General features: G+C 28.4%; 17 protein-coding genes. All 17 read left to right on the top strand.

What is annotated here, in order from left to right:
• Nucleotides 1-9: 9 nt before the first annotated feature.
• The 17 genes from ACH36K_RS16135 (at nt 10) to ACH36K_RS16055 (ending at nt 17135) form a co-directional block, all read left to right on the top strand.
• Entirely contained in the window at nt 10-351 is a 342-nt protein-coding gene (locus ACH36K_RS16135) for a DUF6673 family protein (protein ID WP_411168621.1), read from the top strand.
• Nucleotides 351-950, top strand: a complete 600-nt coding sequence (locus ACH36K_RS16130) for a bacteriophage Gp15 family protein (RefSeq protein ID WP_411168620.1) — start codon at nt 351-353, stop codon at nt 948-950. The genes ACH36K_RS16135 and ACH36K_RS16130 overlap by 1 nt, the downstream gene beginning before the upstream one ends.
• Nucleotides 951-1014: 64 nt before the next feature.
• Entirely contained in the window at nt 1015-1647 is a 633-nt protein-coding gene (locus ACH36K_RS16125) for a hypothetical protein (RefSeq protein ID WP_411168619.1), read from the top strand.
• Nucleotides 1648-1923: 276 nt separating this feature from the next.
• Complete coding sequence (locus ACH36K_RS16120) at nt 1924-3654, top strand: hypothetical protein (protein WP_411168618.1); 1731 nt, start codon at nt 1924-1926, stop codon at nt 3652-3654.
• Nucleotides 3654-4352: a phage distal tail protein gene (locus ACH36K_RS16115; RefSeq protein WP_411168617.1), complete on the top strand. Its 699-nt coding sequence runs from the start codon at nt 3654-3656 to the stop codon at nt 4350-4352. Before ACH36K_RS16120 ends, ACH36K_RS16115 begins: the two co-directional genes overlap by 1 nt.
• Before the next feature lie 62 nt (nt 4353-4414).
• The gene (locus ACH36K_RS16110) at nt 4415-4798 is read left to right on the top strand and encodes a hypothetical protein (RefSeq protein ID WP_411168616.1); all 384 of its coding nucleotides are present in this window, start codon (nt 4415-4417) and stop codon (nt 4796-4798) included.
• Between the two features lie 34 nt (nt 4799-4832).
• Nucleotides 4833-9191 (top strand): phage tail spike protein, encoded by a 4359-nt coding sequence (locus tag ACH36K_RS16105; RefSeq protein ID WP_411168615.1) that lies wholly within the window; start codon nt 4833-4835, stop codon nt 9189-9191.
• 20 nt (nt 9192-9211) lie between these two features.
• The gene (locus tag ACH36K_RS16100) at nt 9212-11914 is read left to right on the top strand and encodes a tail fiber protein (RefSeq protein ID WP_411168614.1); all 2703 of its coding nucleotides are present in this window, start codon (nt 9212-9214) and stop codon (nt 11912-11914) included.
• Nucleotides 11915-11925: 11 nt separating this feature from the next.
• On the top strand, nt 11926-12231 hold the full coding sequence (locus tag ACH36K_RS16095) for a hypothetical protein (RefSeq protein WP_411168613.1): 306 nt from the start codon (nt 11926-11928) through the stop codon (nt 12229-12231).
• 20 nt (nt 12232-12251) lie between these two features.
• A complete protein-coding gene (locus tag ACH36K_RS16090; protein ID WP_411168612.1) occupies nt 12252-12398 on the top strand; it encodes a hypothetical protein in 147 nt (48 codons plus the stop codon).
• A gap of 28 nt (nt 12399-12426) precedes the next feature.
• On the top strand, nt 12427-12654 hold the full coding sequence (locus tag ACH36K_RS16085; protein ID WP_322546095.1) for a hypothetical protein: 228 nt from the start codon (nt 12427-12429) through the stop codon (nt 12652-12654).
• 505 nt (nt 12655-13159) lie between these two features.
• On the top strand, nt 13160-13360 hold the full coding sequence (locus tag ACH36K_RS16080; protein ID WP_322382160.1) for a BhlA/UviB family holin-like peptide: 201 nt from the start codon (nt 13160-13162) through the stop codon (nt 13358-13360).
• Between the two features lie 9 nt (nt 13361-13369).
• Nucleotides 13370-13657: a hypothetical protein gene (locus ACH36K_RS16075; protein WP_411168611.1), complete on the top strand. Its 288-nt coding sequence runs from the start codon at nt 13370-13372 to the stop codon at nt 13655-13657.
• A 44-nt stretch (nt 13658-13701) separates the two neighbouring features.
• Nucleotides 13702-14760 (top strand): N-acetylmuramoyl-L-alanine amidase family protein, encoded by a 1059-nt coding sequence (locus ACH36K_RS16070; protein WP_411168610.1) that lies wholly within the window; start codon nt 13702-13704, stop codon nt 14758-14760.
• A 377-nt stretch (nt 14761-15137) separates the two neighbouring features.
• Nucleotides 15138-15506, top strand: a complete 369-nt coding sequence (locus ACH36K_RS16065) for a phage holin family protein (RefSeq protein ID WP_411168609.1) — start codon at nt 15138-15140, stop codon at nt 15504-15506.
• Between the two features lie 236 nt (nt 15507-15742).
• Nucleotides 15743-16786, top strand: a complete 1044-nt coding sequence (locus ACH36K_RS16060; RefSeq protein WP_411168608.1) for an NADH:flavin oxidoreductase/NADH oxidase — start codon at nt 15743-15745, stop codon at nt 16784-16786.
• A 10-nt stretch (nt 16787-16796) separates the two neighbouring features.
• Complete coding sequence (locus ACH36K_RS16055) at nt 16797-17135, top strand: DUF1653 domain-containing protein (protein ID WP_411168607.1); 339 nt, start codon at nt 16797-16799, stop codon at nt 17133-17135.
• Nucleotides 17136-17171: the final 36 nt, after the last annotated feature.

Genomic DNA, 17171 nt, shown 5'->3' with positions numbered 1-17171 from the left:
GAGGGCATTATGATAATAAATGGAACTGAAATAGGGGATTTAGATATTTTTGATGCTACTGTAGCAGAAAGATATGAAAAGACATTAGAAAAAGTTAATGAATCCCAAAAAGGATTAGAAGGATTGAAAACATCCGTTATAATAAGAAAACAATGTGAGACAGTATTCTTTGTATTTGATGAATTATTTGGAGAGGGAACTTCTAAAAAGCTATTTGGAGATTCTGTGAATTTGATTACATGCTTAAATGCCTTCGAGACTTTAGTTGAAGAAATAAAAAATAAGAATGAGGAAATAGATAAAATTTCTTCAAAATATTCTCAAAATAGAGTACAAAGGCGTAAAAAATAATGAATATTCTAATAGATTTATTACCTAATAAGGTAAGTATTGAAGAGAATGAATACGAAATTAATAGTGATTTTCGTACTTCAATTCTTTTTGAATTATTGATGCAAGATGATAATTTATCGGAGGAAGATAAACTTTATTATGCATTAAATTTATATTACCCAAATTTACCTCAAAATATTAACAAAGCGGTAGAAGAAATATTATGGTTCTATAAATGTGGAAAAGAAGTTGATAGTAATAGCTCATCAAGAGGAAAGAATAAAGTAATAGGTCAGATATATAGCTTTGAGCATGATGATGATTATATATATTCAGCTTTTCTAGATCAATATGGAATTGATTTGCAAGATATAGAATTCTTACATTGGTGGAAATTTAAAGCTATGTTTAAGGCTTTAAAAGAAGACAATGAGATAGTTAAGATAATTGGTTATAGATCTATTGATTTATCTAAGGTAAAAGATAAGAGTCAAAGAGAATATTATAAAAATATGAAAAAACTCTATGAAATACCTAAGAGTAAAAATGAATTAGAAAAAATAAATGAAATTGAAGAGGCTTTACTTAATGGTAAAGACTTAAGCAAAATACTATAGAAATGTAAAACAAGCACTTATTTTATAAGTGCTTGTTATTTTTTACAAGAAAGTAGGTGAGAATGTGGGAGATAAGAAGAACGATATTGTAGTTTTTAATAATTACGAAGAAGCTAAAAAAGTGTCTAAGGATTACGAAAATGCTATTGATAACTCAAGTAAAGCATTGTCTTTAAATTTATCAGATACTAAAAAATCAATGGATGAAATTAATGGGGAGTTTATAAAACTAAGTCAAAATATAATTAATTATCAGCAAACGATGTCAATAAATTTTTCGAATACTGGTAATGAAATAAGTAAATTAGCAGAGAAATCATCTGAAGGAATAAAGGATAATAGTGAAGAGGCAGAAAAGTCGTCAAATATTTTTAAAACAATTGCAGAAAAAGGGAAGGACATATTTTCTAATATAATTACATCAGATACGACTAAGTCTATAATTAATTTTGGAAAAGAAAGTATTAATCTAGCTAGTAATCTAGAAAAAATAGATAATACAATGGAAAAATGTTTTCCAGAAGAGGCATCTAATATTACTGAATGGTCAAAAAATGCTGTTACTGCTTTTGGAATGAGTGAGATAGAAGCAAAGCAATTCAATATAAGCATGGGAAATGTATTTAAATCAATGGGTATTTCTAGTGGGGAAGCTATTAATATGTCTCAAGGAATTATAGGGCTTGCAGGGGATTAAAATTAGTTCCATATGCTAGAAATAGCATATTAAAAATGTGGTGAACTTATAAATATAAGGTGTGCATAAGATTAATTAATATATGTGCTATCGGTGAAAAGCTAAATTATAGATTTATATTCAATTTATAAAATGCCAATACCGAGCCAAGCTTAAAGAGAAATCTTTTTGAAGGTGTAACGACTAGGATAAACGACCTAAGTATTAATAAATATAAGGTTATGAAATCTGTAGATCTAAAATGAAAGGGTTAGATCGAAGCGCCACACATCCTAAATGGATGAAGAGATAGTCTATTCCGTTTTAAATATTACGAAAGTAACGGTGATTAAGTTTAGCAGTTTCTATAATATTGGACATGAAGAAGCTTTTAATGTCATACAAAGTGGGATATTAGGAGAAAGTGAACAATTAGAGCAACTTGGAATTAATATGTCTGAGGCCAATTTAGAGGCTTTTGCACTATCTCAGGGTATTAGTAAGTCATATAGTGAAATGAGTGAAGCGGAAAAGGCTACATTAAGATATAACTATATAATGAGTAATACCTCAGATATACAAGGAAATTTTGCAAAAAGTAGTAATTCACTATCAAATCAATTGATGTTATCAAGAAAAAGTATTGAGCAATTGAGTATAGGATTAGGTAGTGCACTTATACCTATGGCTCAAGGAGTTATTGCAGAATTTACAAATATGACTGTAGAATTAAATAATGCATTTAGTGAAGGTGGACTAAGTGGTCTAGCAAATAACTTTGGAAGTATTTTTGCTGATATGATAACTGGAATATCAGAGAAAGTCCCAGAGATAGTAGATTCAGCAGTAATAATTATTCAATCATTTATCATAGGTATACAAGAAAATTTACCGCAAATAACAGATGCAGCTATAAGTATAATCGAAAGCTTAATTTATGGTATATTCGAAATGCTTCCATATATTTTGGAGTTGGGAATAAATCTGATTGATTGCATAGCAACTGGAATATCAGAGGCGCTACCTAATTTATTACCAGCATTATTAGGTATATTATTATCACTTATTGATATATTTATCATAAATATGCCAATGATAATACAAGCAGGAATTGATCTTATAAATGGATTAATATTTGGACTAATAGGTGCTTTACCTATACTATTAGAACAAGCACCTATTATAATTCAAAATTTAGTAGATGGGTTAATAATAAGTATTCCAATGCTTATAAATGCTGCCTTGGCAATAATAAATGGATTGATAAGTTTTATAACAAATCCAGATAATTTAAATATTCTATTAATATCAATGTTTAAATGTATTGATTCAATTGTTAATGGATTAATAATTGCTATACCTATGCTAGTTGATGCTACAGTTGCTATAATAAATAAATTAGTCGAATTTATTACAACACCAGGTAATCTATCTAAAATAATTCAATGTGCTGTTGAATTAATAATGAAACTGATTGAAGGACTAATTAGAGCATTGCCATCATTAATAGATGGTGCAGTAAAAATAGTAGGAGCTCTAACTGATGCTTTATTTAGTACAGATTGGTTTTCGGTTGGAGGTGATATATTAGCTGGAATAGGAAAGGGATTATTAAATGGAGTAGGGAGTATTGCAAGAAATGTAGGATCTTCATTACTTGGAGGCATAAAATCTGTTTTAGGTATTAATTCCCCATCAAGAGTTTTTAGAGATGATGTAGGAAAATATCTGGCTCAAGGGATAGGCGTAGGATTTATTGATGAATCCGAAAATGTAGAATCAGATATGTCAGATTCTTTATTAAATTTGACATCTAATATGAGAACAACTGTAGAATTTGAAACATCTAAAACATCTCTAGGAATGATGAGTAGCTTAACTAGTTCAGGAAGTAATGAAACAATTTTTGATAATAATGATAATGAAGTATTTATTATTAAAAATTACATGGATAGTGACGAAATATCTGAATATACTTATAGAAAAGTAGATAACAAATTTGCATTAGCTGGAAAGAGGGTGAGATAATGCTTATTAATAATATTGATATAAGTAAATTTAAAGCAAAGTTATTAGAGAGGTCAATACAAAATTCAAATTTTGAAGTTAATAGCATATGGCTAGATAGTTCTAGAGAACCCTTTATAGATAAAAATTTTACTTATAAATTTAAAAAATTAAGTTTTAAGCTAGATCTTATATGTAAGGATAGTAATGAACTTGAAGCTATTAAAAGTAACTTAACTAAGGAATTAGCAATTGCAACTATAAAATTTGATGATATAGATTTTTATTATAGGGGATCTGTAACTGGTGATATTTCAGTGGCTTATATAATGCAAGGAAATGAAACACTAGATATAAATATGTTAGTAGTAGCAGAATCTAAAGAAGTTATTGACCATATGGATGGTTTGCTATCAAAGAGTATAAATATTGGTGGGAATATAGAAATTCCAGTATTATTAGAAATAATCCCCACTATTTCGATGCAAGAGTTAATTATTCAAGGGTTAAGTGAAAAGCCCATAATTATTAAAAATTTAGAGCTAAATAAAAAGGTTACTATTGATGGAGAATTATCTAAGATAACTCAGGATAATATAAATAAATTTAAGGATACTGACTTATGGGAATTTCCAAGGCTACTACCGGGGAAAAATACAATAACATTAAATAGGAACAATTGTAATATTACCATTAGATATAAAGAAAGATGGATATAAAATAATGTTGATATAAAAAGAGCTTTAAAGCTCTTTTTATATTTTAAGAAAGGATGATATACATGAAGTTAAGTAATGAAAAATTAGTAAATAGTATAGAAGTATTATCAAAATTAATTAATATGGATTTAAATATTAAAGCAAGCTATATGATAGCAAGAAATATAAGCATTATTGAAAAAGAAGTATATATATACAATACAGAAAGAGAAAAGCTTATCAATAAATATGGGATAAAAGATGAAGATGGTAAGTTAAAATTAAATGAAAATAACACAATTCAATTAAATCCAGAAAGTATTGAAGATTGGAATAGGGATATAAAAGAATTATTTGACCTAGAAATTAATGTGAATACTGAAGAAATAGACAGAGAAGATTTGTTTAAATGTAATTGTGAAATATCGCCAAGGGAGTTAATTTTAATAGATTATATGATTAAGTAACATTAATTTAAATAAATAGAAGGGAGGTTTTTCATTGTTACAATTATATGATGCTAAATATGATATTAATAAAGTTAAAATAGAAGGATTAACTAAATATAAAGACTATAAGATAGAAAGTGTTTTAGATACAGGAGATAAAACACTTTCTTTTTCTTATCCAAGTTCTTTTTCAAGTAATATTTTAGAAGAATGTTATATAAGAAATGAAACTGATGAATTTGTAGTTAAAGAAACAAAAGATGATGGAAAGTGGAAATCTGTAGTTGCAGTAATGAATGTGGAGGATCTGGAAGGGCAAGCCTGGACACATTTTGATTCTACAAATCAAAGTATTAAAGACTGTTTGAATTTAGCTTTAGTAGGAACAGGTTGGACAGTAAAAATGATAAGTAATATAGATAAAAAAAGAACTGTTAGAAAAACTAATTGTTCCAGCTGGGATTTGATACAAGAAGCGAAAAAAGTCTATAGAGTGGAGTTAGAGTTTGATACTGTAAATAAAATTGTAAAAGTTTATGATAAAATTGGGACTAAAAAAGGAACATATTTTATAGATTCACTGAATTTAAAGGAACTAGAAGTAGAAACAAATTCTTATGATTATTTCACCAAAATTATTGCATTAGGTAAAGATGATATTAGGGTTGAATTAGTAAACGACCAATATTCGAATAAGATAAAAACTTTAATTTGGAAAGATGAAAAATATACAGATATAAATTATTTGACTGAGGATGCTAGATTAAAGTTAAATGAATTATCTAAGCCTTATAAAAGTTATAGAGCTAAAATTATAGATTTGGCTAGTATAAGTGAAAAGTATAAAAATATCTTGGACTATAAACTGGGGGATACAATAGTACTTATATCTAAAGGCTTAAAAATAAAAGAAGAACAAAGAATAGTTAAAATAACTGAGTATCCAGATAATCCTATAAAAAATGATTGCGAAATGGCAAATGCTATTCTTAGTTTTAAGGATTTACAAAAGGAATTTAAAGATTCATCTAATACTGTAAGCAATATTACAGAAAATAATGGGAAAATATCTGAAAAAGCTGTGCAAGGAGCTGTGCAAAATCTTACAGTTAATAAAGCTGATATAAATGATTTTAATGCGGCAGAAGGAAGAATAGGAACTTTAGAAGCAACAACGGCTAAATTAACAGATTTAAAAGCCATAAATGCAGATATAGATTACTTAAAATCAAATAAAGCAAGTATAGAATGGTTAGATGCTTTATCTATAAAAGCAGAAATATTAGAAGCTAAGTCAGCAGAGATAGAAAAAGCACATATACAGGATTTAGATGCTGTTAAATCTAACATGGAAGAGTTAAAAGTACACACTATAAATGCTATTAGAGTTGATATTAAAACTTTACAAGCCGATAAAATTGGAGTAGATAAATTAACTGCCATTAACAGTAATTTTCAGACTATTAATGGTGAAATAGGAGAAATTAATAAAATTATATCACAGGATATAGAGACTGATAAATTGGTGACAAATGTTATAGATGCCATAAATCTTAATGCATCTAGTGCAAAAATTAATGGTGCAAAAATTCATGATTTAGATGCAAGTGTTATAACAACTGGAAAATTAAAATCTGAATTAATAGAGTCAGAAAGTATTACAAGTGAGAAGTTAGTTATAGGTGATTTGTCTAATATATGTAAGATAGATGCCAATTCAGGTATAACAATGAATAATGAAACTATAATTAATTCAAGTGATAGATATAAATATTTTAAAATAGGTTCAGGTGAAAGTAGCCTAATATCTCTATCAACTTCGAAAACATTAGATTTTGATATTGATGATGAATACATTGTTTCATTTTTAGGCTCAAAAGATGGACAAAATATGAGTACCTATTTTGCTATTAGATATTTTTATGAAGATAATGCCTATACTGATGCAGCTAATAATACTATAGATATTAATTATGATCCTAATGAAAATTCATTTATATCATCTTTATGTACTGCAACAGTTAAAATAAACAGCAAACCTATAAGTGGGAAAAAATTAAAGGAAATAAAATTCATACTTCTAAAAGATAATTCACAAACGGGAAGTTTTTATGCAAAAGATATAAAATTGTATAAAAAAAATAATGGCTCCTTGATAGTTGATGGTAGTATTGATGCTACTAAAATAAAGTCTGAAAGTATTACTGCAAAGCAAATAGCAGCAGGTACAATAGTAGCTGGAAGTTCAATAATAGCTGATGGTGCTATAACAAATGCTAAAATTGAAAATGGTAGTATAGATAATGCTAAAATCAAAAATTTAGATGCTATTAAAATAACAACAGGTGACATTGTAGCGAATAGAATGAAAGCTAACATAATAGATGCTGTAAATGGAAGATTTGGAACTGCTACCATAAATGAAGCTATAATTGGTAACTTATCAGCTTCAAAGATTAAAGCAAGTGTAATAGAAGCTATAAATGCAAATATAGGAACAGCGTATATAGATACTGGTATTTTTGATACGATAAATGCAGGTAAAATATCAGGTGGCAAAATAAATACCAGTATTTTATCAATAGGGTCTACCAGTGGTTCTTTAACCATCTCTGATAATACAATTCAAATAGAAGATACTCAAGAAACTCCAAAGGTTAGAGTTCAAATTGGTAAAGATAATAATAATAATTATGGTATATTAGTTGCTAATGCTGATGGGGTTGTTATATTCGATAGTGATGTTGGTGTTTATGAAGCAGGTATAGACGACCAAGCTGTATCAGCTGATAAGATAAGAAATGAAGCTGTTGGTGTTAATCAATTAAATTTAAAAAATCTTTTTGTTTCAGATAGTGCTTTTATAAAAAATATTCAAACAGTAGATTTAAAAGCTGAAAGTATTAAAACTGGTACTATATCAAATGATAGATTAAATTTAAAGGGTTTAATTTCTTTTGATTCTTTATCTTCTGATTTTGATGGAATTTTTGATTTAAGTAATCCAACTCAAACTTATATAAATGGTAACAAAATATTAACTGGAAGTATTACAGCAGATAAAGTAAATACTAGAGGATTAGTTGCAAAAGATGAAAGTAATAATGTAACTTTTGAAATTGATAACATCAATGGGGATGTTATTATTAGTAGCGGGTTATTTAGGTCAAATAATTATACTCATAACAGAAGTGGATATAAAATAGATAAAGAGGGAAATGCTGAATTTAATAATGCAGTATTAAGAGGAAATGTTATTCTACCTAATGCCGGAATGACAAATGATTATGATATGGGACAAATAGTAGGTAGAAATCTTTGTAAACAGAAATGGGAAGGTAGTTCTTCTTTTATAGTAACAATACATGATAACTACACTTCAATACGAAATGATGAAATAGCAGAGGATGAAGCTGTTTATTGTATGTTGACAAAAAGTTTAGATAAAGGCGAAACATATACTTTAAGTATTAAACTAAGAAATAATAAATCAAACGAAATAGTCTTAAAAGAAAATATAATTGAGGGCACTATGAATTATCCTAATAATGAACTTTTAAGGAGAAAAACCACTGCTAATGAATGGGTTATTTTAACAAGTACATTTGTTGCGAGTAGAACTAATATTTGCGGAATAGCTTTTGAAAATACGGATTTTGATTTTAGTTTAACACAAGTGGTAGATGTAGAATGGATTAAACTTGAAAAAGGCGTTGTCGAAGATCCAACATGGATACCAGCTCCAGAAGATAGTTTAAACCCAGTTAGAATTTGGGCTGGTTCTGATGAAACTGGTAAAGATACTGCTCCTTTTAGAGTTATGCAAGATGGTTCGGTATATGCAACTAAGGGTAATTTTGAAGGAACTTTCTCTGGAGAAGTTAATGTTGGAAATATAAAGATATTTGATACAAATACTTCGGATAGTTATATTCAATTGAAAAATAATACCAATACAGAAATATTAGCACAAATATCAGGTGAAAAAGATACATTTTTTAGTAGTAATTTTTATGTTAGAAAAAATCATAAAGCATTTAAAGATAAAATATTTAGTATTGAAAATGATTCTGATGGATTGAATGACAAGATAGTAATGAACGGAGAATTAATATTATTTGGCGATGATGATAAAAAATTTTCTACATCCCCTTTAGACCCATATGAAGTATTTACATTTAAGAATTTAGAAGGAGAATACTATCAAAGATTTGAAAGTGGAGTTGAATTTATAAGCAACAATATGTGGGCTGATTATGATTTTACTTTTTCTAGTAATAAAAAACCAACCGCTGTAGATATACAGGGAGGATTAAATATAAGAGATAAACTTACCATGGGGGATAATGGAATGAAGATAGTAGGTCAAAATGATAACAATGGAAAGGGATTTGATTTTATAGTTATATAAAACAGAAAAGAGGTGGTAAAATGGCTAATATAGTAGGAACTTATTATAGTAATCAGAGTTACAATCCTAAAATAAATTATAGTGTAAATTATTGGCAAACAGGAAGAACAGCTAATACTGTATCATATAAATTTACAGTTAGCTATGCTAGACAAAATGGTTCTTATTTATATGATGTATATATTAATTATTCTATAGGTGGACAATCAGGAAATGTACTTTTAAAAGCAAATAATGACGGAACAGCATCTACATCATGTACTTTTGATGTAACTTGCTCAACAAATGCTAGTGGCGGTACTTTATATGCTAGAATATATTCTTGGTCTAATACAGACAGTACACATTGGCAAAATAGCTTTGATACTGGAGATAAAGATGTAAATAAATCTACATTTAATACAGCTCCATATTGGGGAAGTGGAGCTGTTATTAATTTAAGTCCAAATGGAACTGTTAGAGAAGATACATCTTCGGTAACGGTTTCTTGGACAGGGGCTTCCGATGCAGAAACTACAAGCGGAATGAAATATAAAGTAGATAGATATATTAATGGTAATTTTAGTGCTACAGTTGTAAACGGATCAACATCAACCTCTTTAACCGATAATATAGGAAGTGGAAATAGTGGGAATGTTTATAGTTATAGAGTAACTCCAACGGATAATTATGGAATTAGTGGTAGTACGTTAACAAATTCTCAATCATTAACTAAAAATACTTTGTATGGGGCAAGTATAAGTGGTAGTCCATCTATAAATAATAATACATCAAGTTTTTCAGTAAATGTATCTGGTGGTAGTAATAGTATGGGTAGCGGTAATATAAGTAGAAGACTATCATCAGGAAATGTAAATATAAATAATGCTTATATAGGCACAGGAAATATAACTGTTAGTATTTATAGAAGTGGAACTGTACCAACAGGTGCTTATATTGCTTATGAAGACATAAGAGGACTATTTAAAGATGCAACAAATCAAAGTGGTAATTTTCAAATTAATTTGACTACTTATAATGATTTTGGAAGTAGTTCTCCATCAACTATTACAGTAAATGTTGACTTAAGAGACACGCCTAATCCACCATCAAATATAAGAATTACAGGTACAAAGACAGTTAATGGTATTAGCTACTATATTCCATCACTTCAAGAGCTAACTTTAACCTGGAATAATGGTAGTGATAAAGTTAATGGTAGTAGTTTGAAGTATGAAATACAAGGTTCTACAAGTGCTTCAACTGGATGGAAAACATTAGCATCGGATATACCAAGTACAAGTAGCACGACTAGTAGTAGAATTAGTATTCCTACTGATTATTTTAATGGTGGAGGAAATTATTATTTTAAAGTTATAGGTTATAATGCTTTTAATTTATCTAGTTATGTTATTTCATCAGCTATAGTTTTACACAAATACTCTTCTCCAACTATTAGTTTAGGAGTTGCAAAGAGAACTACAAGTCAACTAATTATACCAATTACAACAAGCTTAAATACCTCATTGCCAAATATAACATATAATGTGTCTAATTCAACAGAATCATTAAGAAAAAGAAATTATAGTTTAAAGTTTAAGGGGACAAGCACTTTTATAAAACCTAGTACACAGCTTACAGCTTCTCCTCAAACTGTGACAATTACTGGATTAGTGGCTGATAAAGAATACACGCTATCAGTTGTTGTTAATGATACTAGTGGATTAACTACTAATGATGTTATTACTGAATTAAATATTGGAAAGTATATTCCTATAGTATCAGTTAGAGATAAGGGATTAGGAATTAATGCTTTTGCTGATGATACTTATAAGGTTGTTGTAGGTGGAAATGCTAAGATAACAGGGCAATTAATAGTTGATGGACAATTAAACCCTAGTAGTATAATGATACCAACTCAAGGAAATATAGCTGCTGAAACAGGAATAACTAGGCCTTTACAAACAGGATTATCTTTAAGACAAGTATATAATAATGGATATCCTACTAATTATGGTAATGCCATTACTATAAAAGGACAAGGAGATAGTCAGTTAGTTATGGGATGGAGTGGCACATCAGGAGGGAATGCTAATTTATATTATAGAAACAAAAGAGATGCTAGTGAGTCTAATTGGAGTGATTGGGCTACTATTTACACTACATCTAATAAACCTTCTCCAAGTGATATTGGAGCAGCCTCAACATCACATGATCATGCTAAGATAGTAGTTACTAATGGTGGGGGTGTTTATGAAGGAAATGGAGATGCAGCAAATTCAACTATAGCTAATTTACAGGTAAAATCTTGGTATGGAATTGGGTTTGCTCCGTCTATTTCAGGTCAGTCAGTTCCACAGAATGAAAATGCAGTATGGATCAATGTTAGAAATGGCGGGATTGGCTGTAGAGGAGATTTAAATGCTGGAGGACAAATTACAGGGAATTCACTAAAAATAAGCGGTTCTGCATATGTACAAGGTACTGGATATGTATTAAATTCAAAAGAATATGGGAGAACTGATATAGTAGCTCCTAGAATAAGCAATTTAAATACGAGAATGAATAGTGGATGGTATGGATGGAGTTTAGGATCAGCAGGTGCACCTACAGATTATGGAATTCTTTTAGTAATTCAATGGAATGAAAATGCAGATTTTGTTCAAATAGCTTTTGGTACTAATAATGCCATGTGGACTAGGTGGTATGTAAATGGCTCTTGGCAAAGCTGGAGCTTAAAATAAGGAGATAAAATATGAATAAAGTATTTTGTAATAAAGAAACGAATATGGTTGAGCAAATAATAAATATTGACATTGACACAAGATTTGAAGAGAATTGGTTTTCAAATTGCTATGTTGTAGATGATATTAATAATGAAATAAATGCTTATAATTTAAGGTACAATAAGGAGATGAAGAAATTTGAATCTGTTGAAGGAGTACCAGATTTCGAAGAAGCTATATTTGAAGAATCAGAAAAAGATTTAAAAATAAAAAGCTTAAAAGAAGAGTTAGAGATAACTCAAGATGCTTTAAACGCCATATTGATGAACTTATAAAAATGGAAGGATGATGTGAAATGGCAGCTTATTTAGCTTTACAAATTAGTAAGAGAAAATTAGATTATATAGCAGTAGTGAATAAATTCTCAAAATATAAAGATGATATTGATTCTATACTAGAATCTGAAGGAAAAGAAGCTTTAATTCAAGTAGAGGCGAAATAATATAAGGCATAATTAGAAATAATGTATTATGCAAAAGCCAGTAGATTTAATTATAGAAGATAGCAAAGAAGCAATATATTCAATTCTAAATAATAGTGGTTTATCAATAACAATTATAAACATGATGTTAAAGGAAATTAGTGACAATGCTAATAGACAAAATTGTGAATATTTATCTTTGGTTAGAAAAGATTATAATCAAGCCTTAAAATCAAAAAGTGAGAAAATTGATGTAGAGAAAGAAAAAATAAAATAAAGTATTGCATAGTTAATAAATATACTATTATAACAAAATGTATATGTAAGTAATTCTTCTAATATTTTCAGCAATAAATAAGGTTAATAATATAAAATGAAATAGAATATTCTATATATAAATAATTTTAAGTATATCAAGATAGATTTTCTTTAGTTTTGTATATTTAATTTAATTTTCATAATGTTATTTAATATCAGGTAGAAAAGTAGTATTTACTAAAATCCACCTGGCAAAATAATTAACTACTTGATATAGATAATAAATTAAAGGCAAGTTCAATGTCAATTAGAGGTTTATAAATTAAAAAAGAGCTTATATTTTAAGCTCTTTTTGATTTAAAAATAAAGTGCAAATATTAGTTGAATTATGGTTATAAAAAGTAAGTTTTTATAGTATTAGATAGTATAAATATATTTATAAGGACTTAGCAAAAGATAAAATATTTAAAAGAAAAGTATTAGTAAATACTAAGTTATTTATTGATAAAGAAAGTAGGTGTAAGATGGATGAATTAATGCAAGTAGCAGTAGGTCAAGGATTAGGATATGCATTATTTGTTTTTCTATTACTTTATGTACTTAAAACAACAGGAGAAAGAGAAAAGAGATATCAGAATTTATTAGACACACTTGCAGATAAGTTTAATGTTGTAGAAGACATTAAAGAAGATGTTAAAGAAATAAAGAATAAAATTGAGGGGTAGAGATGTAAAATGGAAAATTTAATTATCTTAATCTTGATTTCCTTGTTAGCAGAAAGTGTTTGGGAAACTTTAAAAATGGTATGGCAAAATGGAAAATTATCTATAGACAGGATAGGGGCATTAGCAATTGCTTTATTAATAGCTATTGGTACAAGATTAGATTTATTATCATTATTAGGTATAGAAACTAGTATTCCATATTTAGGGGTTGTATTAACAGGTATATTAATAAGTAGGGGATCAAATTTTATACACGACTTATTAGCTAAAGTAGAAGTAATAAAGCTTAATAAGTAGAGAATAAGTTTTATTATAAAATTATTATTTAAGGTGGAAATTATATGTTAAAACAAATGTTAATAGATGAACATAAATATAAGGAAAAATGTCCATATTATATGGAACCAAAAGGAATATGCATTCATAATACAGCTAATGATGCTAGTGCTGAAAATGAAAGAAATAATATAAATAGAGTAGATAGTAATTCAGAGGTATCATTTCATATAGCTATAGATGATAAAGAAGCTATTCAATTAATACCATTTAATCGAAATGTATGGCATGCTGGAGATGGATCAAATGGTGATGGTAATAGAAATTATATAGCAATTGAAATTTGTTATTCTAAATCTGGCGGAGACAGGTTTATAAAAGCAGAGCAAAGAGCAGCTAAAGAAGTTGCATCATTATTAAAACAATATGGATGGGGAATTTCTAAAATTAGAAAACATCAGGACTTTAGTGGCAAATATTGTCCTCATAGAACATTAGATATGGGATGGCAAAGGTTTTTAAATATGGCACAGGCTGAATTAGGTGGATCAAGTAGCGCAAATATATCTTCTATTCAACCTGAATCAAAGCCACAACCACCTGAAATAGAACAATATTTATTTTTAAAACCACACATGAATAAATGGAATGTATATGCTACAAATGTTAAGCCTACAATAGGAAATGAGTGTGGGACTCTAGCACCTTCAAATTACGGAGGATTAGAATATAAAATATTAGGAAATTCTCAAAAAGATGTTTATACAATTCAAACTAAATCTTTTGGTATAGTAAATATATACGTACCTAAAGATGGTGACAGTGAATTTTATAGTAAGGGAGAGTCAAATCAGCAACAGGAGAAACCACAACAAAGTAAAAAGCAATATCTGAATCTTAATCCTCAAGTAAACAGTTGGAGAGTATATCCTACAAATGTTGCTCCTATAATAGGAAATGAAGTAGGATTTTTAGCACCCTCAAGATATGGCGGCTTATCATATGAAATATTAGGTAATCCACAAAATGATGTTTATACTATAAAAACTGAAACTTTTGGAATTGTTAATATTTACGCTTCAAATGATGAGGATAGATTAATAACTTTATATTCAATATATTAATTTTAAAGGTAGCATTTAGAAGTAATATTCTAGATGCTACCTTTTTTAATTTTTTTATTAATAACTTAAAAAATGAAATTATTTTAAATTGAAAATTTTTAATTATTTATATATCAATGAAAAATAATTAAAAATTAAATCTTACATAAATAACACCAGGTAGAAAAGCAGTATGTATTAAAATTCTACCTGGCAAAATAATTAACTACTTATACAGATAATAAATCAAAGACAAGTTTTATGTCAATTAAAAAATTAAGTTAATATAGAATATATTAATATTTTATTTAAAAAATTTTTGTTTATTTTTTAAATATTTTTTGAATTTAAGAGAATACTATATGTAACCAATGAAATGTTACAAAGGAGGAATTCTTATGGGCCAAAGTGATAATGTAAAAGAAAATAAAAATGGTAGTATTTTAGGCTGGATAGGAAGATTAATAATTGTAGCAATTGTTTTAGGATTAACATCCTTCTTCACTCCAGGATTTAGTATTAATGGATTATGGTCATATCTATTAGCAGCAGTAGTAATAACTGTATTAGATTATTTGGTGGAATCATTTATGGGAGTTGATGCTTCTCCTTTTGGAAAAGGATTAAAAGGATTTGTTATTGCTGCTATAATATTATATGTAGCACAATTCCTTGTACCTAATATGAGGGTATCTATATTCGGAGCAATAATAGCAGCTTTAGTTATAGGAGTATTAGATGCAATATTCCCAAAGAGAGTTATGTAATTATAACTTAGTAAAAAATTACTAATACTAATAGATAACTATAAAAAATATTAAAGGATTAAGATAGCTTTATCTTAATCCTTTAATATTTTAATAAAGATTTTTTTAGATTTTGTAGAATGGATTAAAATATAAAAATCAATTATATATACTAACTTAAAAGTGCCTACTTGTTTTATTAGTTTATGTTTTCTATACTAAAGATAAATTAGCTATTAATGAAAGGAGACATTTAGATGAAAGATTTATTTACACCATATAAATTAAAGGGGCTTGAATTAAAAAATAGAATAGTTTTTCCACCTATGTGCCAATATTCAGTAGAAAAAAAGGATGGAGTAGCTACTGAATGGCATTATATGCATTATGTAAGTAGGGCTATAGGAGGCACAGGGTTAATAATTATTGAAATGACAGATGTTGAGCCAGATGGACGTATTAGTGATTATGACTTAGGATTGTGGTGTGATGAGCAAATAGAACCATTAAAAAGAATAGTGGATGAATGTCATAAATATGGAGCAAAAGTGGCAATTCAGATTGCTCATGCAGGTAGAAAGGCAACTGATGCCGAAGTTCCAGTTGCACCATCACCAATTCCTTTTGATGATAAATGTAAAACTCCAAGAGAATTATCTACAAATGAGGTTAAGGAAATTATTGAAAAGTTTAGATTAGCAGTTAAACGTGCTGTTAAGGCTGGATTTGATGCCATAGAAATTCACGGAGCTCATGGATACTTAATACATCAATTCCATTCACCATTGACTAATAAAAGAAATGATGAATATGGAAAAGATTTAACTAAGTTTGGAGTAGATGTAATTAAAGCAGCAAAAAGTGAAATGCCAGAGAATATGCCATTAATTATGCGTGTTTCAGGAAAAGAATACGTTGAAGGTGGATATGAAATTGAAACAGGTATAGGGATTTCTAAAGAATATCAAAAAGCAGGAGCAGATATTTTCCATATTAGCGCAGGCGGTGAAGGGCCAATAGCTTCTGCTGGAAAGCCTGGTACTCATGCTGCATATCAAGTTCCTTTAGCAAGAGCTATTAAGAAAGCATTAAATACAGAAGTTATTGCAGTTGGAAAGTTGGATGAACCTGAAATTGCTAATGCTGTAATTGGGAATGAGGAAGCAGATCTTGTAGCTATAGGAAGAGCTATGTTTAGAAACCCTTATTGGTCATTACAAGCTGCAGTTAAATTAAATAAGGAAACTGAAATACCTAAACAATATTTATTAGGCTTTCCAAGAATTATGCAAAGTAAATAAGGAGAATAAAATGGGAGAGTTGCAATGTCCAGCAATTTATAAGCATTTTAAAAGTAACTATTATGCTGTTATGGGAGTTAGTAAACTGATAGAAAATAAAGATCATATTAAAGAAGCAATAAAGCTACAGACTTTTCATACAGAACTAAATTCAATAATAACTATATATAAGATGGATGACTTATATTTTCACTTAACTGATGATTCTAAAGAATTAGTGTTATATAAAGCTCTTTACGATGATAAGGGAATATATGCAAGACCTATTGATATGTTTTTAAGTGAAGTTGATAAAGAAAAATATCCTAACGCTAGTCAAGAATATAGATTTGAATTATTTAAATATTAATAAAAATAGACTAGAGAATATAAATTCAGCAAGTAG

The organism is Clostridium sp. MB05, assembly GCF_046581255.1.
Classification (GTDB): domain Bacteria; phylum Bacillota; class Clostridia; order Clostridiales; family Clostridiaceae; genus Clostridium.
The sequence above is the reverse complement of the archived record's forward strand: the minus strand, read 5'-3'. Positions and strand labels throughout refer to the sequence as shown.

Excerpts from the sequence above, each read along its gene's own strand:
- ACH36K_RS16115 (WP_411168617.1), top strand. The coding sequence starts at position 3,654 with ATGCTTATTAATAATATTGATATAAGTAAATTTAAAGCAAAGTTATTA.
- ACH36K_RS16070 (WP_411168610.1), top strand. The coding sequence starts at position 13,702 with ATGTTAAAACAAATGTTAATAGATGAACATAAATATAAGGAAAAATGT.
- ACH36K_RS16075 (WP_411168611.1), top strand. The coding sequence starts at position 13,370 with ATGGAAAATTTAATTATCTTAATCTTGATTTCCTTGTTAGCAGAAAGT.
- ACH36K_RS16060 (WP_411168608.1), top strand. The coding sequence starts at position 15,743 with ATGAAAGATTTATTTACACCATATAAATTAAAGGGGCTTGAATTAAAA.
- ACH36K_RS16055 (WP_411168607.1), top strand. The coding sequence starts at position 16,797 with ATGGGAGAGTTGCAATGTCCAGCAATTTATAAGCATTTTAAAAGTAAC.
- ACH36K_RS16065 (WP_411168609.1), top strand. The coding sequence starts at position 15,138 with ATGGGCCAAAGTGATAATGTAAAAGAAAATAAAAATGGTAGTATTTTA.
- ACH36K_RS16095 (WP_411168613.1), top strand. The coding sequence starts at position 11,926 with ATGAATAAAGTATTTTGTAATAAAGAAACGAATATGGTTGAGCAAATA.
- ACH36K_RS16085 (WP_322546095.1), top strand. The coding sequence starts at position 12,427 with ATGCAAAAGCCAGTAGATTTAATTATAGAAGATAGCAAAGAAGCAATA.
- ACH36K_RS16130 (WP_411168620.1), top strand. The coding sequence starts at position 351 with ATGAATATTCTAATAGATTTATTACCTAATAAGGTAAGTATTGAAGAG.
- ACH36K_RS16120 (WP_411168618.1), top strand. The coding sequence starts at position 1,924 with ATGGATGAAGAGATAGTCTATTCCGTTTTAAATATTACGAAAGTAACG.
- ACH36K_RS16100 (WP_411168614.1), top strand. The coding sequence starts at position 9,212 with ATGGCTAATATAGTAGGAACTTATTATAGTAATCAGAGTTACAATCCT.
- ACH36K_RS16080 (WP_322382160.1), top strand. The coding sequence starts at position 13,160 with ATGGATGAATTAATGCAAGTAGCAGTAGGTCAAGGATTAGGATATGCA.
- ACH36K_RS16090 (WP_411168612.1), top strand. The coding sequence starts at position 12,252 with ATGGCAGCTTATTTAGCTTTACAAATTAGTAAGAGAAAATTAGATTAT.
- ACH36K_RS16110 (WP_411168616.1), top strand. The coding sequence starts at position 4,415 with ATGAAGTTAAGTAATGAAAAATTAGTAAATAGTATAGAAGTATTATCA.
- ACH36K_RS16135 (WP_411168621.1), top strand. The coding sequence starts at position 10 with ATGATAATAAATGGAACTGAAATAGGGGATTTAGATATTTTTGATGCT.